This is a genomic window from Vibrio sp. A11 (assembly GCF_013048705.1).
Lineage (GTDB): Bacteria > Pseudomonadota > Gammaproteobacteria > Enterobacterales > Vibrionaceae > Vibrio > Vibrio metschnikovii.
The window spans coordinates 160,180-186,285 of record NZ_VHSI01000006.1 but is presented as its reverse complement, the minus strand read 5'-3'; the positions used below and the strand labels follow the sequence as shown (position 1 = coordinate 186,285).

Annotated in this window: 21 protein-coding genes; 10 read left to right on the top strand and 11 right to left on the bottom strand. The window is 45.7% G+C overall.

Features of this window, described 5'->3' with window-relative positions; all coding sequences use genetic code 11:
* Positions 1-16 precede the first annotated feature (16 nt).
* Positions 17-1,276, bottom strand: a complete 1,260-nt coding sequence (locus FKQ60_RS08555; protein ID WP_158138894.1) for an inorganic phosphate transporter — start codon at positions 1,274-1,276, stop codon at positions 17-19.
* A 146-nt stretch (positions 1,277-1,422) separates the two neighbouring features.
* Positions 1,423-2,103: a TIGR00153 family protein gene (locus tag FKQ60_RS08550; protein ID WP_161425902.1), complete on the bottom strand. Its 681-nt coding sequence runs from the start codon at positions 2,101-2,103 to the stop codon at positions 1,423-1,425.
* Between the two features lie 208 nt (positions 2,104-2,311).
* On the opposite strand from FKQ60_RS08550, the gene FKQ60_RS08545 reads away from it, so the two are divergent.
* From FKQ60_RS08545 to hldE, 4 genes are all read left to right on the top strand, one after another.
* The gene (locus FKQ60_RS08545; protein ID WP_170906302.1) at positions 2,312-3,832 is read left to right on the top strand and encodes an inorganic triphosphatase; all 1,521 of its coding nucleotides are present in this window, start codon (positions 2,312-2,314) and stop codon (positions 3,830-3,832) included.
* A gap of 514 nt (positions 3,833-4,346) precedes the next feature.
* Positions 4,347-5,603: a methyl-accepting chemotaxis protein gene (locus FKQ60_RS08540; RefSeq protein WP_040903825.1), complete on the top strand. Its 1,257-nt coding sequence runs from the start codon at positions 4,347-4,349 to the stop codon at positions 5,601-5,603.
* Positions 5,604-5,708: 105 nt separating this feature from the next.
* Positions 5,709-8,552 carry a bifunctional [glutamate--ammonia ligase]-adenylyl-L-tyrosine phosphorylase/[glutamate--ammonia-ligase] adenylyltransferase gene (gene glnE, locus FKQ60_RS08535; RefSeq protein ID WP_004394277.1) on the top strand — a complete coding sequence of 948 codons (2,844 nt, stop codon included), beginning with the start codon at positions 5,709-5,711 and terminating at the stop codon, positions 8,550-8,552.
* Between the two features lie 141 nt (positions 8,553-8,693).
* Positions 8,694-10,124, top strand: coding sequence for a bifunctional D-glycero-beta-D-manno-heptose-7-phosphate kinase/D-glycero-beta-D-manno-heptose 1-phosphate adenylyltransferase HldE (gene hldE, locus FKQ60_RS08530; protein ID WP_004394276.1), 1,431 nt, complete (start codon positions 8,694-8,696; stop codon positions 10,122-10,124).
* Positions 10,125-10,229: 105 nt separating this feature from the next.
* Here the strand turns inward: hldE and tolC are convergent, their stop codons facing one another.
* The gene (tolC, locus tag FKQ60_RS08525; protein ID WP_154170142.1) at positions 10,230-11,543 is read right to left on the bottom strand and encodes an outer membrane channel protein TolC; all 1,314 of its coding nucleotides are present in this window, start codon (positions 11,541-11,543) and stop codon (positions 10,230-10,232) included.
* 318 nt (positions 11,544-11,861) lie between these two features.
* Here tolC and nudF point away from each other — a divergent pair, with 318 nt between their 5' ends.
* The 6 genes from nudF (at position 11,862) to parC (ending at position 18,752) form a co-directional block, all read left to right on the top strand.
* Entirely contained in the window at positions 11,862-12,491 is a 630-nt protein-coding gene (nudF, locus tag FKQ60_RS08520; RefSeq protein ID WP_154170144.1) for an ADP-ribose diphosphatase, read from the top strand.
* Between the two features lie 7 nt (positions 12,492-12,498).
* Positions 12,499-12,948: a DUF1249 family protein gene (locus FKQ60_RS08515; protein ID WP_154170146.1), complete on the top strand. Its 450-nt coding sequence runs from the start codon at positions 12,499-12,501 to the stop codon at positions 12,946-12,948.
* A gap of 16 nt (positions 12,949-12,964) precedes the next feature.
* Positions 12,965-13,786 (top strand): 3',5'-cyclic-AMP phosphodiesterase, encoded by an 822-nt coding sequence (cpdA, locus tag FKQ60_RS08510; protein WP_154170148.1) that lies wholly within the window; start codon positions 12,965-12,967, stop codon positions 13,784-13,786.
* Between the two features lies 1 nt (position 13,787).
* Complete coding sequence (gene yqiA, locus FKQ60_RS08505) at positions 13,788-14,375, top strand: esterase YqiA (RefSeq protein WP_154170737.1); 588 nt, start codon at positions 13,788-13,790, stop codon at positions 14,373-14,375.
* A 218-nt stretch (positions 14,376-14,593) separates the two neighbouring features.
* Complete coding sequence (gene parE, locus FKQ60_RS08500; RefSeq protein WP_040903866.1) at positions 14,594-16,477, top strand: DNA topoisomerase IV subunit B; 1,884 nt, start codon at positions 14,594-14,596, stop codon at positions 16,475-16,477.
* A gap of 1 nt (position 16,478) precedes the next feature.
* Positions 16,479-18,752, top strand: coding sequence for a DNA topoisomerase IV subunit A (parC, locus tag FKQ60_RS08495; RefSeq protein WP_158138887.1), 2,274 nt, complete (start codon positions 16,479-16,481; stop codon positions 18,750-18,752).
* A gap of 96 nt (positions 18,753-18,848) precedes the next feature.
* Here parC and yacG read toward each other — a convergent pair whose 3' ends face one another.
* The 8 genes from yacG to nadC form a co-directional block, all read right to left on the bottom strand.
* Entirely contained in the window at positions 18,849-19,046 is a 198-nt protein-coding gene (gene yacG / locus FKQ60_RS08490) for a DNA gyrase inhibitor YacG (RefSeq protein WP_040903818.1), read from the bottom strand.
* 41 nt (positions 19,047-19,087) lie between these two features.
* Positions 19,088-19,828: a cell division protein ZapD gene (zapD, locus tag FKQ60_RS08485; protein ID WP_004394266.1), complete on the bottom strand. Its 741-nt coding sequence runs from the start codon at positions 19,826-19,828 to the stop codon at positions 19,088-19,090.
* A 31-nt stretch (positions 19,829-19,859) separates the two neighbouring features.
* On the bottom strand, positions 19,860-20,468 hold the full coding sequence (gene coaE / locus FKQ60_RS08480) for a dephospho-CoA kinase (protein ID WP_158138885.1): 609 nt from the start codon (positions 20,466-20,468) through the stop codon (positions 19,860-19,862).
* 5 nt (positions 20,469-20,473) lie between these two features.
* Positions 20,474-21,340, bottom strand: a complete 867-nt coding sequence (locus FKQ60_RS08475) for an A24 family peptidase (protein WP_004394263.1) — start codon at positions 21,338-21,340, stop codon at positions 20,474-20,476.
* A 175-nt stretch (positions 21,341-21,515) separates the two neighbouring features.
* Positions 21,516-22,742 (bottom strand): type II secretion system F family protein, encoded by a 1,227-nt coding sequence (locus tag FKQ60_RS08470; protein WP_170906301.1) that lies wholly within the window; start codon positions 22,740-22,742, stop codon positions 21,516-21,518.
* A gap of 18 nt (positions 22,743-22,760) precedes the next feature.
* The gene (gene pilB, locus FKQ60_RS08465; protein WP_004394260.1) at positions 22,761-24,449 is read right to left on the bottom strand and encodes a type IV-A pilus assembly ATPase PilB; all 1,689 of its coding nucleotides are present in this window, start codon (positions 24,447-24,449) and stop codon (positions 22,761-22,763) included.
* Between the two features lie 14 nt (positions 24,450-24,463).
* Positions 24,464-24,883 (bottom strand): pilin, encoded by a 420-nt coding sequence (locus FKQ60_RS08460; protein WP_004394258.1) that lies wholly within the window; start codon positions 24,881-24,883, stop codon positions 24,464-24,466.
* A 282-nt stretch (positions 24,884-25,165) separates the two neighbouring features.
* Positions 25,166-26,056 carry a carboxylating nicotinate-nucleotide diphosphorylase gene (gene nadC / locus FKQ60_RS08455; RefSeq protein ID WP_004394257.1) on the bottom strand — a complete coding sequence of 297 codons (891 nt, stop codon included), beginning with the start codon at positions 26,054-26,056 and terminating at the stop codon, positions 25,166-25,168.
* Positions 26,057-26,106: the final 50 nt, after the last annotated feature.

The following is a 26,106-nucleotide window of genomic DNA, read 5'->3' as shown; positions in this document are numbered from 1 at the left end:
TGGATTGACGAATCGATTAAGTAAACGCCGCTTGAATCGCATAGAAGAAGATCACGGCCAGTAAAGCACCGGCGGGTAAAGTCACAATCCATGACGCGACAATATTACGCACCACACCTAAATTGAGCGCGGCGATACCACGAGCAAAGCCTACTCCTAACACGGCACCGACTAAGGTCTGAGTGGTTGAAATCGGTAAGCCAGTGCCTGAAGCGAGTACCACCGTCGAAGCGGTAGCTAACTGAGCGGCAAAACCACGACTTGGTGTTAATTCAGTGATCCCTGTTCCGACGGTAGCCATCACTTTATGACCCAGTGTCGCTAGACCGATCACAATCCCAATACCACCGAGTGGTAATATCCACCAGGCAATCGCACTTTTAGAGGCGACATTACCTAGGCTTTCAACCGTAGAAACCACCGCGGCTAGGGGACCAATCGCATTCGCTACATCGTTTGAACCATGGGCAAACGCCATCGCACAGGCGGTAATAACCATTAAAACAGAGAAAATACGCTCAACATTAGAAAAACCATGGTTCTCTTCGGTATCGGCAAATTTCTTATAAATGTACAGATAGCCAATAACCATGACAATGCCTGAAACCAGAATCGAACAGATCCAAGCTTCACTACTGGTTAAGTGTAGTCCAACATGTTTTAAGCCTTTTTTAATGGTCACTAAGGCGATCACCATGGTGGTAATAAACATGTAAACGGGGACGAAACGCTTGGCATTAATCAGCGGCGTTTCTGTATCAAAGATCAGTTTTTGTGCACTGACAAAAATAGCGTAAGCCAATAAGCCGGAAATAAATGGCGTGATAACCCAACTGCCAACGATGCCTTGTACTGAGCTCCAATCAACAGCTTCTGTACCGACAGAAATTGTTGCGAAACCAATAATCGCACCAATAATCGAATGGGTAGTTGAGACTGGCCAGCCCATATAAGAGGCAACAAGCAGCCAAGTACCTGCGGCGAGCAGGGATGACATCATGCCATAGACCAGCAGGTCTGGTTGATCGGCAAACAGGGTGGTGTCAATAACACCTTGGCGAATCGTATCGGTGACCTCGCCTCCGGCTAAATAAGCGCCAGCAAATTCAAAGATCATCGCAATGATGATCGCTTGCTTGACGGTGAGAGCTTTTGAGCCAACAGATGTGCCCATCGCATTGGCGACGTCATTTGCACCAATACCAATGGCCATTAATAAACCGAAGATCGCTGCAACAATAATCAGGACAATGCCGTAGTTCGCAAGGATATCCATCGTAATACCTAGTTGTTGATAACAAGCGGAGACTCATCGTGGTGCTTTTTAGGCACGAAAAAAACCATTAGCGCAAGAATATAGTCAGCGCTTGAATGGTGGGAAACACGATTATGACTCTTAGTTATTTGGTTAACTTAAATGATTTAAGAACGGGAAAGCATCAGTTCAAGTCGAGCACCGACTCGCTGAGCTTGATCAGCGATACCGCCGACCCATTCAAAGATTTTGTACAAGAATATGACGTCAATCGGATTCATGGTTGACTCGATAGCCATTAACTGTTGGCGTAAGCGAATCTGCATGTTGTCCGTATCATCTTCTATGACATCCAGTTGATTAATCATTTCCGCCACGAGCGTGACTTCACGACCTTTAAATCCGGTTTCCAATAACTCGTCAAGTTCATTGATCACCTTCTGTGCTTGTGTCGCCGCGTCAAGACAGCGTTGAACATAAGCGAGGAAATTATCTTGGAGAGGTTTAGGGATAATAAGCTGACGACCGTAAACACGGCCAGAAATGTCTTTAGCAAGATTTGCCAGCTTATCTTGTTGAGTGAGAAGCTCAAGCATGTCAGTACGATCAACCGGCAGAAACAGACCGCGAGGGAGTTTCAGACGAATTTCGCGTTTTAACACGTCGGCTTCTTTCTCTAAATGAGAAATTTGTGCACGTATTTCTGCCGCTTTTTCCCAATCACCTTGAGCACAAACTTCAAAGAAGTTGATCAGGTGCGAGCAGCATTCATTGACACACACAACGTGTCGTTGCAAAGGCTTAATGGGGGACTTTGCAAATAACCCCATAATGGTATTTACTGGCATGGTCATTCAACCTAATTACTATAACCGAGAAAAAACAGACACCACGATAGCCTGGTGAAATGTTGAGCGTTGGCTATAAAGGCGCGCATGGTAACCTAATAATAGAATCATTAAAACTGTTTTAGATCATCAATAGGACGATATTTCTCACTTGCCCCGCTGTCTATTAGGCAATATCCTGTCGCTATCTGCTGTGAAAGGTATAACTATGGAAACCGAGATAGAACTGAAGTTTTTTGTTTCTCCTGATTTTTCAGACGTTTTGCGTAATAAAATTTCCGAAACCAAAGTGCTTCAGCACCATTGTCGGCAACTGGGTAACACCTATTTTGATTCTGCTGACCATTGGTTACGTCAACACGATATTGGGCTACGTATTCGTCGTTTTGATGAGGTGTACGTGCAAACCGTCAAAACTGCAGGACGAGTCGTTGCAGGCTTGCATCAAAGGCCGGAATACAATGCAGAGCACACGGGCAATCATCCCGATTTAACCTTACATCCTGAAGATATTTGGCCTCAAGGGCGCGATGCTGAAACGCTGCAATCGCAATTGGTCGCTTTATTTTCGACCAATTTTACCCGTGAACAGTGGCTAGTCGCCATGAATGATGGTAGTCAAATTGAAGTGGCGTTTGATCAAGGCGTTGTCGAGGCTGGCGATAAACAAGCGCCGATTTGTGAGGTTGAGTTAGAGCTTAAATCGGGACAGATAGATGCGCTATTTTTGCTTGCTCGTCACCTCTCTGAACAAGGTGGTATGCGGTTGGGGAACCAGAGTAAAGCGGCAAAAGGTTATCGTTTAGCGATGGGGTACGAAGGTGACGAGGTGCAAGGGCTTACACTGGTGAATACCCAGAGCAATGATAACGTTGAATCTTGCTTTATTCGCTCACTCGAGCACGCTCTTGCCCATTGGCATCGCCATGAACAAATTTATACCGAACAAGACTCGATAGCCGCTTTGCATGAGATTCGTCATGCAATCAGTTTTATTCGCCAATTACTCAGCGTATACGGTGGTATTGTTCCACGCCGAACCAGTGCGATTTTACGTCAAGAACTTAAATGGTTAGATGGTGAATTGGCGTGGTTAAAACAGTATGACTATCTAGAAGACTTACTCAAAGATAAGGGCTATGCGTTACGTAAGCTGGATGCCCGTAAGTTTTTAGTCAACGAGCTTAAGCAGCGCCAAGAAGCCTTACCTCAACGTGAAGCGTCATTAAAATTATTACACAGTGCCCGTTATACTGCGTTATTGCTGGATCTCAGCCGTTGGATTTTAACCCGCGGATGGCAGCCGTTTTTGGATGATAAAGCTCGTGAGCGAATGGCTCGACTGGTGGGGCCTTTTTCTGTCAAACAGCTTGACCGAGCGTGGGCGGAGTTGGTTGAGGTCTTTCCGCCAGAGGAGGCACTCTCAGCTGATGATTACATTGAACAGCAATATCGTTTGATACGCGCGCTTTATACTGGGGTCAGTTTCGCGCGTTTATATGATGCCGAGCAGCGTTTAGCGTTTCGGATGCCATGGATTGATTTATTACATGGTATCGATGACTTATTAACCTTAAAAACGTTAGAGCAACTGCTTGATCTGTTACAAGATGAACAAGATCAAGAGCAGTTAACCCGTTGGCTTAATCGTCAAGAAAACTCGATTTTGCACGCCATGGAGCAAACGCGTCGCATTGGGATAGAAGCGACGCCTTATTGGCGTGAATAGTGCCTATCCCCTTCGTACTTGCAGCTGCAGCGGTGTTGGCTACGTTCGTTCACCCCAATCACATCGTTTGCCTATGCTCATGGGGATTCACTCACTTGCCGCCTACCTGCAACTTCAAGTCGTTTGGGTATACGCTCATCAAGCACATTTCTGAACTTTCACTTCGGGAATGTGCCACTTTCATCCTATCTTTCCGTTACTTCTCTCTTTGTTGAAAAAACTAGAGTTAACTCACAAATAGCGTAACCGCTGGTTTATTCCATTGTAGCCATTTGATGTGTCGCCGATAAAAACGGTGATGGTTGGATATATACTGCATTAAAGAGTGTGTAATGCATAATCCATCGGCTTAGACAAATCACACCATCAATCTGCAAATTCGCGAGGTAATACACATCGAGAGCCGCTGGTTTTTGATAGTATTAATTTCATACGAAGCTCGAAATAATTCATACGTGGTAGGTGGGCATCACACCATGATGGGCGAGCATAAAAACAGAGTGGAGAATCAGTCATGGCGAGGATGGCATTTAAACCGTGGGAACGGGTGATCACAGACATACGTTTGATCCCTAAAATGGTCATGCTAATGTTTTTTAGTACGATTTTAGTGATCGGCAAGCAACTGTGGGATGCGAGCTTGTTCTATGACTCTTTACTTGCTGCGACTCAAAGTACGGAAATTGCCAAATTGCACTATGACACTTATATCGTGCAGGTCATTTGGCAAACTGGGTTTATGATCGTCACTTTTGTTTCATTACTGATGTTTGCCGCGCGAGTGATGTTACGTCAAACCCAATTTCTTAGTCAGTCAATCAAACAGATGGCTGAACGCGATTTATCTGAACCTATTTTTATGGACTGTAAAGATGAGTATGGTGATGTCGCTCGTGAGTTAGAGAAAACTCGCCGCCAACTGCAAGATTTAATTAAAGTGCAGATCACTACATCACAAGAATTAACCACCTTGACGGAAGTCATGACGATCAGTATGTCAGAGACGAAAGACTCCGCGCAGGAAGAGTTCCATGAGATTGACCAAATTGCTACGGCGATGAATCAAATGTCGTCAACGGTACAAACGGTCGCCGATCATGCACAAAGTGCGTCTTCATTGACCGAGACCGCTTCTCATAGTGCGGCTACGGGGCAGCAGTTTGTTCAAAAAACCATTCGTAAAATTGATCAGTTATCAAAAGATATTGCCGCTTCAGCTTCAGCCGTAAACCAAGTTGAAGAGCGAGTCGTTGCGATTGGCAGTGTGGTCGGTACCATTCAAAGTATTTCTGAACAAACCAATTTATTGGCGTTAAATGCCGCGATTGAAGCCGCTCGTGCTGGCGAGGCGGGGCGCGGTTTTGCTGTGGTTGCCGATGAAGTTCGTAACTTAGCTCAGCGTACTCAGACGGCAACGGTTGAAATTCAAGATATGATTAGCCATCTACAAAGCAGTGCTAACTCGGCAGTGGATTTAATGGAAAAAAGTGTCGTTGAAGCGGCTGATGGCGTTGAATTAATCACCAATGCCGGCACAGAGTTGGACGGTATTGTCCAACAAGTCAAACTCATCAATGATATGAACTTACAGATTGCGACAGCAGCGGGGCAACAAAGCAGTGTCGCGGTGGAGATCAATCAAAATATCACCAATGTGAGAGAGTTAGTCGAAGCATCGGTTACGGTAGTCAGTGAGTTGCTGGAAACTTCTGAGCTAATGCAAAATAATGCTGAAGAGCTGGATCGAAAAATCACCGTCTTCAAGGTGTGATCGGTTCAGATTAATTGATATCAACGACGCTCACTGTTTAGTGGGCGTTTTTATTTATCTCAGACTGCGATAGAGTGAGTCGATGATGAGAGACAAGGATGATTTATGCAGCTCCCCGAACACTTAATGACTCATGCCGATAACGCCTACCAACAGTTGCTTGCTGAGCAGCCTAAGCTGAGTCAGTGGCCGTCTGAATTACAGCAATCACTTCGTTATGTGACCACGTTGAGCCGTTTTGTCACCCAGACCTTCTCTCGTGATGAGTGGCTGGTCGATGAATTTCCTAATTGGTTACAAAGTGAATCGAGAGCAGAGACTTATCGCGAGCGATTACAGGCTTTATTAACGTCGTGCCCTGATGAACAAACCGGACAACGGATTTTACGTCAGTTTCGTTATCGAGAGATGGTCTATATTGCTTGGCGTGATTTTTTAGCCACTTGGCCTGTCGAGCAGAGCCTTGAGCATCTTTCTGAACTGGCGGAAGCGCTGATCGTCGAGACGTATCAATGGCAATATTCACTGTGCTGTCAAGAGTGGGGAACGCCATGCAATGCGCAAGGTGAGGCTCAACCGATGCTGATTATCGGCATGGGTAAATTAGGTGGTGGGGAGCTCAATTTCTCTTCGGATATCGATCTGATTTTTACTTATCCTGAAAACGGTCAAACTCAAGGCGTCAGGCGCAGTATTGATAACGGACAGTTCTTTACCCGTTTAGGCCAGCGGATCATAAAAATGCTTGATCAACCGACACTCGATGGTTTTTGTTATCGGGTTGATATGCGTTTGCGTCCGTTTGGCGAAAGTGGTCCTTTAGTGATGAGCTACGCCGCATTAGAGGATTACTACCAAGAACAAGGACGTGATTGGGAACGCTATGCGATGGTCAAAGCGCGGGTGATGGGCCGTGAAATGCATCATCAGTATCAAGAACTACGGCAAATGCTGCGGCCTTTTGTGTTTCGTCGTTATATCGATTTTAGTGCGATTCAATCGCTGCGGCGAATGAAATCGATGATCCGTAGTGAGGTACGTCGTCGTGGATTGAGTAATAACATTAAACTGGGTGCTGGTGGTATTCGGGAGATTGAATTTATTGCCCAAGTTTTCCAGCTCATTCGTGGCGGACGAGAGCCCAGTTTGCGCCAGCGAGGATTGTTAGAAACACTACAGGCGATTGCCGAACTTGAACTATTAACCACCGAACAAGTCGTGCAATTAGTGGCAGCGTATCGTTTTTTGCGCCGATTAGAAAACCTAATGCAGGCTATGGAAGACAAACAGACGCAAACGCTGCCAGAGAAAGAAGACGATCAATGGCGTCTGGCCATTGCGATGGGCTATGAATGTTGGGATGCGTTACTTAGCCAGTTACAACATCATATGACGCAGGTTCATCAAGTGTTCATCACTTTGATTGGTGAGGATGATGATGAAGAAAGCACCACGGCTGAGCATTTTCATGAACTGTGGGACATGGCAGATAAGCTGGATGTGATTGTACCTATTTTTAGGCAGGAGTTGGCGATTGAAGATCCTTCGAATTTGGCGCATTGCTGCTTAACGTTTAAGCAGGATTTAGCTAAAAAAACCATTGGTCCACGTGGCCGAGAGGTATTAAATCGCTTAATGCCTAAGGTTTATCAAGCCATATTCTCTCATCCCGATGCGCAATTTGGTTTAGCGCGAGTGCTGCATTTACTGAATAGTATTGCCACGCGCACCACCTATTTAGAGCTGTTGGATGAATATCCAGCAGCACTGCATCAACTGGTTCGTTTGTGCACAGCCAGCCCGATGATTTCCGAGCAACTGGCTCGTTACCCGATTTTATTGGATGAGTTGATTGATCCGCAGCATCTTTATCATCCGATCGATCTTGGTAGTTATAAAACCGAGCTGCGTGATTTTCTTGCTCGTATTCCAGAAGAGGACATGGAGCAGCAAATGGAAGCGCTGCGTCAATTTAAGCAGATCGGGATATTGAAAATCGCTGCTGCTGATATCGCGGGTGTGTTGCCAGTGATGAAAGTCAGTGATCATTTAACGTATTTAGCTGAAGCCATCGTCGATGCCGTCGTTAATCAAGCTTGGTTGCAAGTCAGTGCCAAACATGGTGTGCCGGATCATTTAACCCAACAAGCTGGTAAAGGCTTTGCTGTGGTAGGGTATGGCAAAGTGGGGGGCTGGGAGCTGGGTTATAACTCCGATTTAGATATTGTCTTTATTCATGATTGTCCGGCTTCTTCCATGACTCAAGGGATCAAACCGATTGATGGGCGACAATTTTATCTGCGTCTTGCTCAGCGGATCATTCACCTTTTTTCGACCCGTACCGCTTCCGGTATTTTGTACGAAGTCGATACCCGTCTACGTCCTTCCGGCGCTTCGGGGTTATTGGTCAGCTCGATAGACGCTTTTGCCGATTATCAGCATCAAGAGGCTTGGACGTGGGAGCATCAAGCCTTGGTCCGAGCAAGAATGATTTACGGTGAAGCGGATTTACAAGCCAAATTTAATCATGTCAGACATTCTGTACTCTGTTTGCCGCGAGATCCAAACACTTTGCAACAGCAAGTGGTCGAGATGCGTGACAAAATGCGTCAACACTTGGCCAGCAAAAAAGCCGGACGTTTCATGTTAAAGCACGATCAAGGTGGGATCACCGATATTGAGTTTCTCGCGCAATATTTTGTCTTACGTTATAGTCACCAGCATCCAAAGTTAACGCGTTGGTCGGATAATGTGCGTATTTTTGAATCGCTGATGAACGAAGCGGTACTGGGTCCCGCATCAGCTGAGGCATTAACTCGCGCGTATACCGAGATGCGAGATCAAATCCATCATCGTAACTTATTGAATCTTGATGCGGATGTGGATGAAGCACAATGGGTAGCTCAGCGAGAATGGGTGATTGAAACTTGGCATCACTGGTTAGGCTGAACGCTGTCAGCGAGGAAACGCTGCCTACTGAACCCGATAAAGATTGGTCGTACTGACACCGCTTAGCGGTAACTCAAAGTAGTTTGCCGATAGAGGGCTATGTTACACTGCGCCATAGATTAATAGTGGAGAAGATCGATAATGAAACCAATCCTACCTGACTACAGCAAAGCGGGTGTGCTTATCATTGGTGACGTCATGCTTGATCGTTATTGGTATGGTCCAACGGGACGTATTTCCCCTGAAGCGCCAGTGCCAGTGGTAAAAGTTGAGCATAACGAAGAGCGTCCTGGTGGCGCTGCTAACGTGGCGATGAACATTGCCTCTTTAGGTGGTTTGGCGCATATCATAGGTTTAACTGGCATTGACGAGCCAGCACAAGTGCTGCAAGAAAAATTAACCTCGCTGAATGTGCAGTGTGACTTCGTTGGTTTAGCTGATTACCCCACCATCACCAAATTACGAGTGTTAAGTCGTGGACAGCAATTGATCCGTCTTGATTTTGAAGACAAATTTGAGAATATTGATGCTCAGCTGATCCTGTCGCGCATGGAACGTTCTCTGGCGAGCGTGAACGCGGTGATTTTATCTGACTATGCGAAAGGCGCTTTGGAGCACGTTCAGCAGTTGATTCAAAAAGCACGCATGGCCAATGTCCCAGTGTTTATTGATCCTAAAGGGGCTGATTTTGAACGCTATCGTGGTGCAACCTTATTGACACCGAATATGGGTGAGTTTGAGCAGGTAGTAGGAAAAGTTAAGTCGGATCAAGAGTTGGTTGAAAAAGGCTTGGGGCTTATTGAACAGTTTGATCTACAAGCGTTGTTGGTGACTCGCAGTGAGCATGGTATGACCTTGTTGCGTCGTGGTATGGAGCCTTTCCATTTGCCAACGCAAGCCAAAGAAGTCTTTGATGTAACCGGTGCTGGTGATACGGTGATTTCGGTGCTTGCTGCGTCGGTGGCTGCGGGTAAATCTTTGGATGAAGCGTGTGTTTTAGCCAATGCTGCCGCTGGCGTTGTGGTTGGAAAACTGGGAACTTCGACGGTATCGACGATTGAGTTGGCTGAAGCCATTCATGGCAGCAAAGAGGCGGATTTTGGCATTATTGGTGAAAGTGCGCTGATTGAAGCGGTCAAAAAAGCCAAAGCCCGCGGTGAAAAAGTTGTCATGACTAACGGCTGTTTTGATATTTTACACGCTGGACATGTGTCTTATTTGAACCATGCAGCAGAGCTTGGCGATCGCTTAATTGTAGCGGTTAATACCGATGAGTCGGTGAAACGTTTGAAAGGCCCAGGGCGTCCGGTCAATCCAACCGATCGTCGTATGGCGGTGCTAGCCGGGCTAGGTGCCGTGGATTGGGTGGTTCCATTTAGCGAAGATACTCCGCAGCGCTTAATTTCAGAAGTGTTACCAAGCATTTTAGTTAAAGGTGGCGACTATAAACCTGAAGATATCGCTGGTGGTGAAGAAGTGATTGCTGCGGGTGGTGAAGTGAAAGTACTGAATTTCGAAGAAGGCTGTTCGACCACAGACATTATCAAGGCGATTAAAGGCGGTAAAGGTTAACGACGGTGATCTCGATGGAGATAGCCAATCGCTGTGTTTTCAGTGCGTAAGCGCATAAAAATAAGGGGCTTCAATTGAAGCCCCTTATTTCATTTTGGGATTGCTTTATCGACTCACGCGTTGTAGTCCAGCATTGATATCGAGAATATCTTGTTCGCTGAGAGAGCCAATTGCTTGACTAAGTTGTAGACGATTCAAAATATAATCGTAGCGCGCTGAAGAGAGATTACGGTTAGCGTCATACAGACGTCGCGTTGCATCTAATACATCAACAATCGTCCGAGTACCAACTTCAAAACCGGCTTCGGTTGCTTCTAGGGCAGAACGAGCGGAAATCACCGATTGTTCATAAGCACGTAATGCGCCAATTGAAGCGTTGATATTGTTGTTATAGGCGCGCACATCTTTGACCACGCTGCGGAAGGTCGCTTCTAAGTCTTGGCTTGCGGTGACAAACGCATGTTCGGCTTGTTTGGTTAATGACGTTACGTTACCACCCGTATACAGCGGAACATTGAGATTTAGCCCAATGGTAAAATCGTTAAAATCGGTATTATTCGCGGAATTATTGCTATTCGACTCACGCGCATAATTATAACCACCGTTTAACTTCAACGACGGTAAATGACCGGAACTGGCGAGAGCGATATTATCTTTTGCCACATCTTGAGCAATACGCGAAGAAAGCAAGGCTAAGTTTTGTTGCTGAGCTCGCTCGATCAATGCCTGCATTGATTCCGTATTACGGCTGGCTGAAAAGCGTTGAGTATCAAGAATGCTTAATTGTGAATAGCCTTGACCAGTAATTTCTCTTAATGATTCATAGCTATTGATTAAGGTGTTATCCGCTAAAACTTCTTGCGCTAAAACGCTATCGTATTGCGCTTGTGCATCATGGACATCCGTAATGGCTGAGAGCCCAACGTCAAAACGCTGCTTAGTTTGTTCTAACTGACGTGCCACAGCGGCTTTTTCGGCACGGACAAATTCTAAGTTATCTTGTGCACTCAACACTTCGAAGTAGGCTTGAGCGACGCGCAACATCAATCCTTGTTGTACGGCGGCGTATTGTGCATCGGCTTGGCGAGCTTGTTTCTCAGTAGTATCTAATGATACCCAACTTGAGCGGTTATACAGTTCTTGAGCAAAACTGATGCCTGCTGATAGGCGATCGCTATCGCGCGCATCAACATCGCTACGAGTGAGGTTATACCCAGCCGTTAAATTAATCTGTGGTAACAACGAACTACGGCTCGAATTGATTGCTTCAAAAGCGGCTTCACGACGAGCAGCAGCACTGAGCAATTGCGGATCATTTTGTTTTGCTTGATCATAAATTTGTGCAAGATCATCGGCCCATGCGTTAATACTAAAGCTACCAAGGGTTGCACTCACTAAAAAAGGAAGCAGTTTTTTCATCGGTCCTATTCCTGCCTAGATATGAAAGGAGTTACGTTGACAGAGTGTAACTCAAATTGTTGGTATTTCATGCGAAAGTTTGCACTTTTTTACACTTAATTATCCACTTGTGCAATATAAATTAATGTATTAACCAACCAGTGACAGAGCTTGCGAATGGTTCATTACACAAAAAAGTTTATTTAATCAGCTATCTATCATGATAAAAGAGCAATCACTTAAAAAAAAACATAACTTTTATACAAAAAGTTGAGCAATGTCGTTGGCAGTCGTAAACCTTCATGAGTAAACTAATAGATTCACCGAGAAGGAATGGCTATGCAACCCACAAACCAAGAAAAAGACCACTTTAGCGTTAATGATCTGCAGATTGTCTCAAAAAAGACACTGTTCCAAGGTTTTTTTCGCATGGTTAAATACCAATTTAAGCATCGATTATTCCAAGGTGGGTGGAGTGAGACGATCGAGCGAGAAATGTTCGAGCGTGGTCACGCCGCGGCGCTGTTAGCTTATGATCCTCAACGTGATGAAGTAGTGATCATTGAGCAGATCCGGGTCGGGGCACTAGAACATGATCAGCCATGGCAGAAAGAAATTATCGCAGGCATGATTGAACCGGGTGAGGATGCGCAGGACGTTGTACGTCGTGAAGCATTCGAAGAGGCTGGGATCTCGGTGGCAAGATTAGAAAAAATCACCAGTTATTACCCTTCTTCAGGGGGATGTTCTGAGAAACTCGATGTCTACATTGGTGAAGTAGATACTACACTGGCGGGAGGTGTGCATGGTTTGGACACTGAAGGTGAAGATATTAAAGTGCATGTACTCAGTCGTCAGCAAGCTTATCAATGGATCAAAGATGGCCAAATTGAGAATGGTGCCTCAATAATCGCACTACAATGGTTAGAGTTGCATCATCAGCAATTACAATCTCAATGGCGGAGTTGATAACCTCATGCGCAGATCGATAGCCACTAAGCCGTATCATGTGGATCTTGCGGATCTGATGCGAACTTATGAAACCAATTACGCAAAACTCAATGCTCTGCTGCCAAAACCAGCGAGTGTGGGTGAAGTCCGTTGTTATCAAGCGGCTGATCTGATTTATCAGTTACAAGTGCTCGAGGTCACAAAGTACACAACTTTGGTGGAAATTTGTCAAAGTGATGATATTTCAACGTTTTCATTACCCGTGATGTCTGTCAGGCTGTATCACGATGCACGAGTTGCTGAAGTGTGTGCTAGCGATCAATTAACGCGTATTGCGGCTCGTTATGAGTATCCTAACCATAAGATGGTGCAAAAAGATGAGAAAGCACAAATCAACCGTTTTTTAGGTGATTGGCTCACCTTCTGTTTGAAACAAGGCATTAGCCGAGCGCCGATTAATATTAACTATTCATAGCATTAGGTTTATCAATTTGAACGTGTCGCCCAGTTTAGACCCATCAGACAATATTAAGCTTGTTCAGATCACGGACACGCACCTGTTTGCGGCTGATGACGGTTGTTTACTTAGTGTGAATACAGCAGACAGTTTTCATGCCATTGTGCAAGCGATTATTGAGCAAAAGGTTGCTTTTGATGCTCTGCTTGCTACTGGCGATATTTCACAAGATCATAGCGCGGAGTCTTATCAGCGTTTTGCTTCTGAGATCAGCGCCTTGCAAAAAGCGTGCTTTTGGTTACCGGGTAATCATGATTATAAACCCAACATGGGTAGTGTTATGCCGTCTTCACAACTGCATGCCCCCGAGCATGTCTTGCTTGGGAAGCACTGGCAAATGATTTTACTCGACTCTCAAGTCGTTGGCGTGCCGCATGGCCGTCTCAGTGATTACCAACTGAATCTATTAGATGAAAAACTCGCTCAACATCCAGATCGCTATGCGTTGATTTTATTGCATCATCATCCTCTGTTAGTGGGCAGTGCTTGGCTTGATCAACATACCTTAAAAGACAGTGATGCATTTTGGAGCGTCATTCAGCGACATCAAAACGCACGAGCCGTTTTGTGTGGTCACGTTCATCAAGATATGGACCGCACTTTCGCCGGGGTAAAAGTAATGGCAAGTCCGTCAACGTGTGTACAGTTTAAACCGAATTCCGATGATTTCGCGTTAGATCAATGCTCTCCTGGTTGGCGTGAGCTTGAATTGTACGCTGATGGTCAAGTGACAACGCAGGTCAAACGATTAGCACGCGGAGCCTTTGTGCCGGACTTTACTTCAAATGGGTATTAATATGGGTGTGCGCTCTTCGCTACTGCTGTATATACATGGTTTTAACAGCTCACCGCTTTCACACAAAGCTCAGGTGATCCAGCAGTATTGTGCTCAGCAACGGCCGGATATCAAGGTCGTTATCCCTAAATTAGCGCCTTTTCCACAGCAAGCCGCTGAACAGTTACGTAATTTAATGGAGTCTTATCAAGCCGATTATCAGATTGGTCTGGTGGGAAGTTCATTAGGTGGCTATTTAGCCACTTGGCTTAATGCGCACTATACGGTTCCTGCGGTGTTGGTGAATCCAGCGGTGAAACCGTATGAATTACTGCGTAATTTTCTTGGTGAGCAGCAGAATCCGTATACTCAACAACGTTACCTGCTGACGGTTGATCATATTGATGAATTAAAAGCGCTAGAGATTGACTCGATTGATCATCCTGAGCATTTTTGGCTATTACAGCAAACGGGTGATGAAGTGCTCGATTATCGACAAGCGGTAGAGAAATATCGTCATGCTCGCCAGACGGTTGAAGACGGTGGTGATCATAGTTTTGTTGGTTTTGAGCGCTATCCGTCGGCAATCATCGATTTTCTGCACTTATAAATTCGCTGTCATCATGCGCGAAAAGTCATAATTTTACCTTAGGCTTACGGATGTCACTTGACATCGAAGGGGCTCTTCCAGACTATGTCTGTCTTGTTCTTGCTCCATTGAGCTGCTGTGTTTTATCACCAAATCTGCTTTTTGGTGGATAATTCAAGCGTAAATCCTTAATGGGTAGTAAAGTTACCAATCATTTATCGATAAAAGCATTCCGTATTATGACTGAACAATATAATGCTGGAGCCATCGAAGTTCTCAATGGCTTAGAACCAGTACGTCGCCGTCCCGGGATGTATACGGATACCACGCGTCCCAATCATCTTGGGCAAGAAGTCATCGATAACAGTGTCGATGAAGCGTTGGCCGGATACGCCACCAAGGTTCAGGTGATACTTCACGCTGATCAATCACTAGAGGTGATTGATGATGGGCGTGGTATGCCCGTAGACATTCATCCTGAAGAGAACGTTTCTGGGGTTGAACTTATTTTATGTAAGCTTCACGCTGGCGGTAAATTCTCCAATAAAAGCTACCAATTTTCTGGTGGTTTACACGGGGTGGGGATTTCGGTGGTTAACGCCCTTTCTAAACGGGTTGAAGTGACGGTTCGCCGTGACGGTCAGGTGTATGACATTGCCTTTGAACATGGTGAAAAAGTCTCTGATTTAACGGTCACTGGGACTTGTGGACGTCGTAATCGTGGTACTTCGGTGCATTTTTGGCCAGAAGCGCGTTATTTTGATTCTGCCAATTTTTCCGTCTCGCGTTTGGTCAATAATTTACGCGCCAAAGCCGTACTTTGCCCCGGTCTAGAAATTACTTTCACCGATAAAGTGAACAATAACGAGTATCGTTGGCTGTATGAAGACGGTTTGAAAGACTATCTTGCCGAAGGGGTAAAAGGTTATACCTTATTGCCTGAAGAGCCGTTTACGGGCGAGTTTAAAACCGAGACAGAAGCCGCAAACTGGGCAGTCATTTGGTTACCGGAAGGTGGCGATTTAATTACCGAAAGCTACGTGAACTTAATTCCTACTCCACAAGGTGGTACGCACGTTAATGGTTTACGCCAAGGGCTGCTTGATGCGATGCGTGAATTTTGTGAATTTCGTAATTTGTTGCCGCGTGGAGTCAAACTTACCGGTGAGGACGTATTCGATCGCTGCGCCTATGTCTTATCGATAAAAATGCAGGATCCACAATTCGCAGGACAAACCAAAGAGCGACTCTCTTCTCGCCAAACCGCCTCGTTTGTTGCCAGTGTTGTTAAAGATTCGTTTAGCTTATGGTTGAATGAAAAGCCACAATTGGCTGAGCTATTGGCAGAAGTGTGTATCAGCAATGCTCATCGCCGGATGCGCGCGAGTAAAAAAGTGGTGCGTAAGAAAATCGCTTCTGGTCCTGCGCTGCCTGGTAAGTTAACCGATTGTTCTCAGCAAGATCTCAGCCGCACAGAACTGTTTCTGGTCGAAGGGGATTCGGCGGGTGGCAGTGCCAAACAGGCGCGAAACCGTGAGTTTCAAGCCATCATGCCACTGCGCGGTAAAATCCTTAATACTTGGGAAGTCTCGGCTGATCAAGTGCTGGCTTCACAAGAGGTACATGATATTTCTGTCGCCTTGGGGATTGACCCTGATAATGATGATTTAGAGGCGCTGCGTTACGGTAAAGTCTGTATTTTAGCCGATGCGGACTCCGATGGGTTACACATTGCGACATTGCTGTGCGCCTTATTCACTCGCCATTTCCGTGCCTTGGTTCGTGCCGGTCACGTCTATGTGGCGATGCCGCCACTGTATCGGATTGATTGCGGTAAAGAAGTGCACTATGCACTTGATGACAATGAAAAAAAGGCAATCATCGAACGTCTCAGTAGTAAAAAAGCCAAAATCAACGTCCAACGTTTTAAAGGCTTGGGGGAGATGAATCCTCTGCAATTACGTGAGACCACCATGGATCCGAACACCCGTCGTTTAGTGCAGTTAACCATTGATGACGATAAAGAGACCGATGAAATGATGGATATGTTGCTGGGTAAAAAACGCGCGGACGATCGGCGCAGTTGGTTACAACGCAATGGTGATATGGCCGAGGTACAATAGAATGTCGAGTGAAATCAGTTTTGAGGGCGTAGAACAGTTACCGCTGCGCAAGTTTACCGAGGACGCCTATCTCAATTACTCTATGTATGTGATTATGGACCGTGCCTTACCTTATATCGGCGATGGTTTAAAGCCGGTTCAGCGGCGGATCATTTACGCCATGTCTGAGCTGGGGTTGTCGGCATCAGCGAAATACAAAAAATCGGCACGAACCGTCGGTGATGTACTGGGTAAGTATCATCCTCATGGCGATTCGGCCTGTTATGAAGCCATGGTATTGATGGCACAGCCGTTTTCTTATCGTTACCCACTGGTTGATGGTCAAGGCAACTGGGGGGCTCCGGATGATCCTAAATCGTTCGCCGCGATGCGTTATACCGAAGCTAAGTTGTCTAAATTTGCCGAAGTGCTATTGGGTGAATTAGGCCAAGGTACGGTGGAATGGCAGCCTAACTTTGATGGCACCATGCAAGAGCCGAAAATGTTACCGGCTCGCTTACCACATATTTTGCTTAATGGGGTTACCGGCATTGCTGTTGGTATGGCAACCGATATTCCGCCCCATAATGTCCGTGAAGTCGTTGAGGCGACGATTCACCTCATCGAGCATCCTTCTGCCAGTCTTATTGACTTGATGCAGTATGTCAAAGGGCCTGATTTTCCAACCGAAGCGGAAATAATTTCACCACCGTCTGATTTAGAAAAAATCTATCAAACCGGGCGTGGTAGCATCAAAATGCGTGCGGTATGGCATAAAGAAGGCTCGGATATCGTTATTTCAGCGCTGCCGCACCAAGTCTCTGGTGCGAAACTGTTGGAGCAAATCGCTGGGCAAATGCGCGCTAAAAAGCTGCCGATGGTGGAAGATTTACGCGATGAATCGGATCACGAAAACCCAACACGGATAGTGATTGTACCGCGCTCAAGTCGAGTTGATTGCGATACTTTGATGAATCATTTATTCGCTTCAACTGATTTAGAAAAGAGTTTTCGGGTTAACCTCAATATGATTGGCCTGAACAATCGCCCTGAAGTCAAAGGCTTAACGCAGATTCTGAGTGAATGGATTGAATTTCGCCGTGAAACGGTGCGCGCTCGTTTGCAATATCGTCTTGATAAGGTTTTGGCTCGCTTACATATCCTACAAGGTTTGTTGATTGCTTATCTCAATATTGACGAAGTGATAGAGATCATTCGTCAAGAAGATGAACCCAAAGGCATCTTGATGGAGCGGTTCGGGATTAGCGACATTCAAGCCGATGCAATTTTAGACACCAAACTGCGCCATTTAGCAAAACTTGAAGAAGTCAAAATTCGTGGTGAGCAAGATGCTTTGGATAAAGAGCGCGCTAAATTAGAAGAGTTGCTCGGTTCTGAGCGACGCTTGAACACGCTACTCAAGAAAGAATTAAAAGCGGATGCGGAAAAATACGGTGATGATCGCCGCTCACCGATTGTTGAGCGTGCAGAGGCCAAAGCCTTAACCGAACGTGATCTAATGCCTAATGAAATGATCACTGTAGTGATCTCAGAGAAAGGCTGGGTACGTCATGCCAAAGGGCATGAGGTTGATTGCCATAGCTTGAACTATAAATCCGGTGATAACTACCTCGCGCATGCTTGCGGGAAGAGCAATCAACAGGTGGCTTTTTTAGGCAGTGATGGGCGTAGTTACTCATTAGAAGCACATACTCTGCCTTCTGCTCGTGGTCAGGGAGAGCCGATTACCGGACGGTTGAACATTACTGAAGGCAGTTCGATTCGCCAAGTAATTATGGGTGAAGACGATCAGCTATGGTTGGTCGGTTCTGATGCCGGTTATGGTTTTGTGTGTAAAGGTTCGGATCTGTTATCGAAAAATCGCAGTGGTAAAGCTTTAGTGAATTTGCCGAATAACTCTGAGTTACTGGCACCACAAGCCGTCAATGATCTGCAACATGATGAGATTTTAGCGGTGACCAATCAGGGACGAATGCTGCTATTTCCAATCAAAGATCTGCCGCAATTAAGCAAAGGTAAAGGCAATAAGATCATTAATATTCCTAGTGCGAAAGCGAAAGCGCGAGAAGAAGTGGTTTCTCATTTGCTGGCTATTCCGTCTGGATCATCGATTACGCTTTACGCTGGAAAGCGAAAGTTAGGCTTAAAGCCTACGGATTTAGATAATTTCCGAGGTGAGCGAGGCCGCCGAGGGGCACTGCTACCGAGAGGATTACAGCGGGTGACGCAAATAGAGATTGATGCAGAACCTACCGATTCGTTGGTTGTAGAATAAGAGCATAAAAAATCCCCAGCCAATCTGCTGGGGATTTTTTTATGCTCAGATTTACTTCAGGGTGGTGGGTATTTTAAACCTCTATCCCTGAGAGACTTATAGCGGCTCTTCAGACCAACCGTCACTATCTGACATATCGGGTGCACCAGGAATGGTATTTTCTTCATCAGCCCAAGTACCAAAATCAATCATCTGACACTGTTTACTACAAAAGGGCCGGAAAGGACTTTGCGCGCTCCACGGCACATCATCGCCACATTGGGGGCACTTTACCACGGTGATTTTTTTTGACATGACACTATCCTGTAGGTAAACCAAATCAGAAGGATACGGATTTAGCAGCACACCGCAAGATCAAAAGGAATATTTCGGCTGCTGGCTTTACCAGAAGAAAAATCAATGAACTTAATGGCAAAGCGATTTTTATGACCAGAAATCATCGGATAGACGCCGTACTCTAAAGGAATCGATAAACGGAGAATATTCGCGTCTTCCGCGTCGCTTTGGTAGAAACCATCTTGTGCCATTCGTGCTCGGAAATGCCCGGTTTCTCTGGTGAGTTTTAACCATAATGCAAGCGCATCAGATAGGGGTTGTAAGGTTGCAACCCATTGTTTTATATCGAGTTGCTTCTGTTCTGATGATAAGTGCAACCAGTAATGCAGAGCGGGAAGATCAAAGCAACAAGAGCCACCAGGGAGGTTAAATCGTTGACGAATGGTACTTAAGAATCGATCATCTTTTAGCGATTGGCCGAAGCGTTCGCCGGCTAATAGGCAGCGATGAACACTGTCAATCTCTTGTAACAGGCTAGTCAGCATCTGTTGGTCGACACCGTCAATATCAATCCATTGTCGGTAGGTTTGACGCTGTTTTTCAATATCTTTTGCTAATTCACTTTTCAGTTGCATCTGCTCAAAAATATCTAGCAGGTCAAAGAGAGAACGAAACAGCAACTGATGCTGAATACCGTCAGCCGTTTGACAGGCTCGATCCATTTGATTGAGCAGCGCTTCGACGCGTAAATAAATGCGCGTTTTTTCATTTAGCGGATGTTCAAACTTATGTGTGCTCATGAAACTGGCCTTGATTGATTTACCTGTATTCTCACCGATTTGTACCGCTCATTACCAGATACTTTTGATGTAATTCTGTGATTTGCGGCAAAAGTTGTCGGTTTTTTGCTCCATTTTTAATCACATCATCGGCCATCGCTAAACGCTCAGCTCGGGTTGCTTGAGCGGCTAAGATCGCTCGAGCTTGTTGTTCATCCACCTTATCTCGTGCCATGGTGCGCGAAATTTGAGTCTGTTCATCTACATCAATCACTAACACGCGATCAACCATCGATTGTAATTGATTTTCAATTAATAACGGTACAACGAGTAAACCATAAGGCGATGTAACGAGCTTTAATTGCTCGGCCATTTGTTGGTTGATCAGTGGGTGTAACGTTGCGTTAAGCCATTGTTTTTCTTTAGGGTCGGCAAAAATTCGTTCACGCAAGGCGCTGCGGTTTAAGTGGCCATCGTCTTGTAAAATATCCTCACCAAAGTGCTCGATGATGGCGCTCAGGCCCGGAGTGCCGACTTCAACCACTTGCCGAGCAATGATATCGGCATCAACGATATCAATCGAGAAATGTTCTTGAAACAGATTGGCGACAGTGGTTTTACCACTCGCGATGCCTCCAGTTAGGCCAATAATCAGCGTCATGAGCGTTATCCTACTAATGAATGTAGATACCAAGCGATCAGTTTATCGCCCCACAACATCGCCAGCCAACCAGCAATCGCCAAGTAAGGACCAAACGGGAAAGCTTTATTAATGCCTTGTTTTTGCAAACGCAATTGAATCAATCCAAACACCAAACCGACCAGTGAAGAGAGTAATACGATTAACGGTAATAATTGCCAACCTAACCAAGCACCGAGCGCGGCAAGCAACTTAAAGTCACCATAGCCCATACCTTCTTTACCGGTCAGTAGCTTAAATAGCCAATAAATCGACCATAAGCAAAGATAGCCTGCTATCGCTCCAATCACGGCGTCATTGAGTGAGAGTGGGCTAATATTCAACAGTGCTAGGCTGATCCCTGCCCACAGTAAAGGCAGAGTCAATTGGTCTGGCAGCAACATACTATCCAAATCAATGAAGGTGGCGGCAATTAACACATAAGTAAATAGCAGCAGTGCCACACTATAAGGGCTAAAGCCAAAGTGCAGAGCAATGATCAAACTGCTCACGGCAGTTAATAGCTCAATCGCCGGATAGCGAGCGCTGATCGGTGCTGAACAGTGCGCGCATTTGCCTCGCAAGCAGAGCCAACTGATAAGTGGAATATTATCTCTTATGCGCAAAGGCGTATGGCATTTAGGGCAAGTTGAACGAGGTGTACTGAGCGTGAGCTTGCCATCAGGGGGTGTGATGCCATAGTCAGGAAAAGCATCGGCACATTCTTGACGCCATTCTCGTTGCATCATCGTTGGTAAGCGGTAAATCACCACATTCAAAAAACTACCAATGATTAACCCCAATAGCGTTGCTAAGGCGGGAAATAGCCAAGGTATATAGTAAAAAATGTCCATTTAGGGTGCTCTTGTTAGCAGCAGGAATGTTATTCCCTTTCAACTTAGAGTAGGCGTGAGGTGGGCTAAGCCTATTGATATTTAATGAGCGCTTAGCAAGGCGATGAGCTTATCACTCATCATGACCAATCTGCTTCTTCAGTGATTTGGGGATAAAACATCGAAAGTGAGTATACTACCCCAATACACTCATTAAGTTAAAGATAGGTAAATACATTGCCACAACCAGCCCACCAACCACTGTGCCAAGAAAGACAATAATTAACGGTTCAAGGATTTTACCTAAATTATCTACGGTGTTATCAACGTCGAATTCATAAATCGTTGCTACTTTATTCAGCATATCATCGAGCTTACCAGACTCCTCGCCAATCATAACCATTTGTAGAACCAATTCTGGGAAAGCGCCGGTATTGCGCATCGCGATATACATTGGCATGCCTGCCGCAGTATCTCGGTAGACTTGTTGAATAGCCGTTTCAAAATGAAGATTACCTGCGGTTTTCGCGGTCGTTTTTAGGCTATCAAGAATCGGGGTCCCAGCCGCAAAGCTGGTGGCGAGGGTTCGGCTAAATTTGGCGATCGACGCTTTGCAGAGTATACAACCAACAATCGGTATAGTGAGTGCTAAGCGGCTGGTTTTTAAACGGAATTGGAACGATTTTTTACGGATAAGTTTAAAACCGAATACGATGGCAATGCAGAGCAGTACAAAGACTAAGCTGTAGGCTTGAACCAGATGCGACAGTTTAAGTACTTGTTGAGTAAACCAAGGTAACTCGGCACCAAAACCTTGAAACATAAGCTCAAATTCAGGAATAATCATGGTAAGCATTAAGTAAGAGACGCCAAGCGCAACCAACATCACCATCGCTGGATAGATTAACGCTTTGATCACTTTGGCGCGCAGTTGTTCGGTTTTCTCTCGATAGGTGGCAAGGCGCTCAAAAACTTCCGCCAAGTTACCCGATTGTTCACCCGTTTGTACCAAATCAACGTAAAGAGGGTCAAACAGGCTACTGGCGGTACGCATTGCTTTTGAGATCGGCGTCCCTGCTGCTACGCCTTTACTTATTTGAGTGATGATCGATTTCATTTCTGCTTTTTGATGACTATCAGCGACTAACTTTAAGGCTTGAACAATGGGGACCCCCGTCGCGAGCATGGTCGAGAGTTGGCGAGTCAGCAGGGTAATCTCTTTGTTTGTGGCGCGATGAGTGAGACGAGTGATCAAAGAGAGGTTGCTTTTTTTGATCTTTTGAATCTGCACATGTTGATCTTTGAGTTTATCGCGCACTTCCAATTCGCTGATCGCTAAAAATTGCCCTGACACTTTTTTGCCAGAGCTATTGATGCCTTTCCAGCGATAATTTTTCAGTTCTTGTGCTTTAGATAGCGTCATAGCGAGAAATCCAATCGATTAGAAGTAAAGAACACGCTGCAGCTCTTCAATGCTGGTGATCCCCTGTTGGAGTTTTTCTATTCCAGATTCTTGTAAAGTTTGCATACCATTAGCTTTAGCAATGGCTTCGATATGAGTAATGGAAGCGCGCTGCATGATCGCTTCAGCTAATTGGCTATTAAACGCCATCACTTCATAAATGCCGACTCGGCCACTGTAGCCTTTGGTGCATTCACTGCAACCGTTCGGATCCGCTGCGTAGAGAATGTCATCGGCTGATAAGTCAAACTGCTGTTGTTCCGTTACGTTTGGTTGTTTGGCGACTTTACAGTTCGGACATAAACGGCGTGCTAAGCGCTGAGCGATGATTAAGCTTAATGAAGAAGCGAGATTAAAAGGTTCAATGCCCATATTAGCCAGGCGAATCACGGTCTCTGCTGCTGAGTTAGTGTGTAACGTGGAGAGCACTAAATGCCCGGTTTGAGCAGCTTTAACGGCAATTTCAGCGGTCTCGACATCACGGATTTCACCGACCATGACAATGTCCGGATCTTGGCGTAAAAAAGAACGCAGCGCCTTAGCAAAGCCAAAACCGATTTTCGGTTGCACTTGTACCTGATTGATGCCGGGGAGATTGATTTCGACCGGATCTTCGGCGGTAGAAATATTCACCTGCTCACGATTTAATAAACTTAGCCCAGTATAAAGGGAAACGGTTTTGCCGCTGCCGGTCGGGCCAGTCATCAAAATCATCCCTTGTGGCTGTTTGAGAGCATTGAGATAGAGCTGCTTTTGCATCTCGTTGTAGCCTAATTTGTCAATATCTAAACTGGTGGCGCTGCTATCGAGTAAACGGAGGACAATTTTTTCTCCCCATAAGGTGGGTAAGGTGGAAACGCGCATATCAATCGCGGTGGTGGCATTGAGGCGCAGTTTAATTCGCCCGTCTTGTGGCAAGCGCCGCTCGGCGATATCCAGTTTCGCTAAAATTTTAATTCGCGCCGCTAGCCGGCGGCCTAAATGGCTGGCGGGTTGTTGGGTTTGCACCAAAATACCATCGCAGCGTAAACGAACTCGATAAAGGGACTCGTAAGGTTCAAAGTGAATATCGGACGCGCCTTTACGCACCGCATCAAGCAAGATTTGGTTAATAAATCGGCTCACTGGAGAGTCATCTTGGCTAAGATCCTCGACTTGTTGCTGCTCATCATCAGAAATATCGACTAAGCTGGCTAGCTCGTCTTGGCTGATCTCTTTGCCTTGCGCAGAATGTCCAGCTAATGAGCGTCCGTATAAGCGGCGAATAGCCCCTTGTAGTACTTTATAGTCTGCCAACACCACTTCAATCGCGAGTCCGGTGGCAAAGCGAAATTCTTCTTCTGCTTGCAGATGAGTCGGATCGGCCATGGCTAAGGTGAGTACCAAGCCATTATTCTCAATCGGTAGCGCTTGGTAGCGCATGATTAACTCACGTAATCCGAGCTGTTGGCACAGCTCTGGGTAGGCATAATCGCTGAGGTTTTGGATCGGCAGTGCGAACAGCTGACTGATGTGTTCGCTCAGCTCTTGGCTATCGAAGATCGCTAAATCCAACAAAGCTTCCGGCGCGCTAGCGCCAGAAGCTTGGATATGTTCGACCAGCGCTTTTTCTTGGGTCAGGCTAAGTAGTTGCGCCTGACGCAAAATCGCGATGAGATTGGTGAGCATAAATTATTGATAAATTATGATTTTGTTGTGTTACAAGATTTTATGTCGAAATCTGTTATCTCTTTATCAGCCTTACATGTCCAGCCAGTGTCCTTATCTCTTTCTAAAGTAATTTTCTTGGTATCCAATACACCCTTATCGAAGGTAAATACGATGCTTTCTTTATCTTCTCCAATTGATAATGTGCCTAATCCATTCGCTGTTGCCGAAGTGCCTAAATCACCGAGAGCAGTTAATGATCCATACTCTTGAATATGCAGTTCAGCCGGGGTTTGTAGTGCTTTCAATGTGGCAATAGCAGAGGATGCTTGAGATTTGGTGACATAATCTTTATAAGCAGGTACAGCGACTGCCGCTAGCACGCCAATAATCGCCACGACGATCATCAGTTCAATTAGAGTAAAGCCTTGTTGTTTAGTATAGTGAGTTTTCATGACTGAATTATCCTTGGGTATGGTCAGTTATTGAGACCGAATTAGGATAAGTGTCTGGTTGCATTAATAAAACTGTCACACAAATGTGTTTCGAGTCAGACGACAGTTTTTACATCCGCGTTGAAATGTCGTTGCTGAAATTCTGCGAGTCAGTTAAAGATATCCCGATAAACAGTGTGGCAATTGGTGTTTATCGGGATTAATAAAGAGGCAATGGTGGTTTGAGATCAATTCGATGATAGGCTGAGGCGATGCTTCAGGGGTATAAAACCCGCTTAACCTTTAGCCTTTTAGGCGCATTGAGAGATCCAACGCTTGAATATGTTTGGTTAATGCACCAACGGAAATATAATCCACCCCCGTTTGCGCGTACTCGCGAATGGTCACTAAGGTAACATTACCTGAGTTTTCCAGAGCAGCCCGTCCTGCGTTGATACGCACCGCTTCACGCATCATCTCCAGAGTAAAATTATCGAGCATAATAATATCTGCACCAGCGTGAATCGCTTCTTCGAGTTCGGCTAAGTTTTCGGTTTCCACTTCAACCGGCTTGCCCGGATTAAGCGCTTTTGCAGTCGTGATCGCGGGTGTGATCCCGCCGCAAGCAATAATATGATTCTCTTTGATCAGGTAAGCATCAAATACACCGATACGATGGTTAAAGCCCCCACCACAAGTGACGGCGTATTTTAAGGCATTACGTAGTCCCGGTAGCGTTTTGCGGGTATCCAATAGACGACACGAGGTGCCTTCCAGTTGCTTGACGTATTGGGCGGTAACGGTAGCGCAGCCAGATAAGGTTTGGATAAAATTCATCGCGTTACGTTCACCGGTCAAGAGTGCGCGCGCAGGGCCGCTTAGCGTGCACAATACTTGATTGGGTTCGAGCGAGTCACCATCTTGCACATGCCAATCTATCGCTACTTCACCACCAAGTTGTCGAAAAACTTCATCAGCCCAAGCTTGGCCACAAAATACACCCGATTCGCGAGTAATAATGGTTGCCACATTATGGGCATCGGCAGGGATCAGGCTGGCGGTAATATCTGCCGTTGGATCGACACTACCACCAAGATCTTCTTCTAGTGCATCACGTACCGCACGCGTAATATCTAAGGGAAGCTGTTGTTTAAGGTAATCAAGGCGTTGTTGGCTGTTATGGGTGTTTTTCATCGCGAATCTAATCTAATATGCTATCGAACGGAGTCGGAATGATACGCTGA

Bases quoted from the DNA above. Each gene is read 5' to 3' on its own strand.
- FKQ60_RS08475 (WP_004394263.1), bottom strand. From the start codon at position 21,340: ATGGACATTTTTTACTATATACCTTGGCTATTTCCCGCCTTAGCAACG.
- hldE (WP_004394276.1), top strand. From the start codon at position 8,694: ATGAAACCAATCCTACCTGACTACAGCAAAGCGGGTGTGCTTATCATT.
- pilB (WP_004394260.1), bottom strand. From the start codon at position 24,449: ATGCTCACCAATCTCATCGCGATTTTGCGTCAGGCGCAACTACTTAGC.
- coaE (WP_158138885.1), bottom strand. From the start codon at position 20,468: ATGACGCTGATTATTGGCCTAACTGGAGGCATCGCGAGTGGTAAAACC.
- FKQ60_RS08540 (WP_040903825.1), top strand. From the start codon at position 4,347: ATGGCGAGGATGGCATTTAAACCGTGGGAACGGGTGATCACAGACATA.
- nudF (WP_154170144.1), top strand. From the start codon at position 11,862: ATGCAACCCACAAACCAAGAAAAAGACCACTTTAGCGTTAATGATCTG.
- FKQ60_RS08515 (WP_154170146.1), top strand. From the start codon at position 12,499: ATGCGCAGATCGATAGCCACTAAGCCGTATCATGTGGATCTTGCGGAT.
- FKQ60_RS08555 (WP_158138894.1), bottom strand. From the start codon at position 1,276: ATGGATATCCTTGCGAACTACGGCATTGTCCTGATTATTGTTGCAGCG.
- parC (WP_158138887.1), top strand. From the start codon at position 16,479: ATGTCGAGTGAAATCAGTTTTGAGGGCGTAGAACAGTTACCGCTGCGC.
- zapD (WP_004394266.1), bottom strand. From the start codon at position 19,828: ATGAGCACACATAAGTTTGAACATCCGCTAAATGAAAAAACGCGCATT.
- nadC (WP_004394257.1), bottom strand. From the start codon at position 26,056: ATGAAAAACACCCATAACAGCCAACAACGCCTTGATTACCTTAAACAA.
- parE (WP_040903866.1), top strand. From the start codon at position 14,594: ATGACTGAACAATATAATGCTGGAGCCATCGAAGTTCTCAATGGCTTA.
- tolC (WP_154170142.1), bottom strand. From the start codon at position 11,543: ATGAAAAAACTGCTTCCTTTTTTAGTGAGTGCAACCCTTGGTAGCTTT.
- FKQ60_RS08470 (WP_170906301.1), bottom strand. From the start codon at position 22,742: ATGACGCTATCTAAAGCACAAGAACTGAAAAATTATCGCTGGAAAGGC.
- FKQ60_RS08460 (WP_004394258.1), bottom strand. From the start codon at position 24,883: ATGAAAACTCACTATACTAAACAACAAGGCTTTACTCTAATTGAACTG.
- yqiA (WP_154170737.1), top strand. From the start codon at position 13,788: ATGGGTGTGCGCTCTTCGCTACTGCTGTATATACATGGTTTTAACAGC.
- yacG (WP_040903818.1), bottom strand. From the start codon at position 19,046: ATGTCAAAAAAAATCACCGTGGTAAAGTGCCCCCAATGTGGCGATGAT.
- FKQ60_RS08550 (WP_161425902.1), bottom strand. From the start codon at position 2,103: ATGCCAGTAAATACCATTATGGGGTTATTTGCAAAGTCCCCCATTAAG.
- FKQ60_RS08545 (WP_170906302.1), top strand. From the start codon at position 2,312: ATGGAAACCGAGATAGAACTGAAGTTTTTTGTTTCTCCTGATTTTTCA.
- glnE (WP_004394277.1), top strand. From the start codon at position 5,709: ATGCAGCTCCCCGAACACTTAATGACTCATGCCGATAACGCCTACCAA.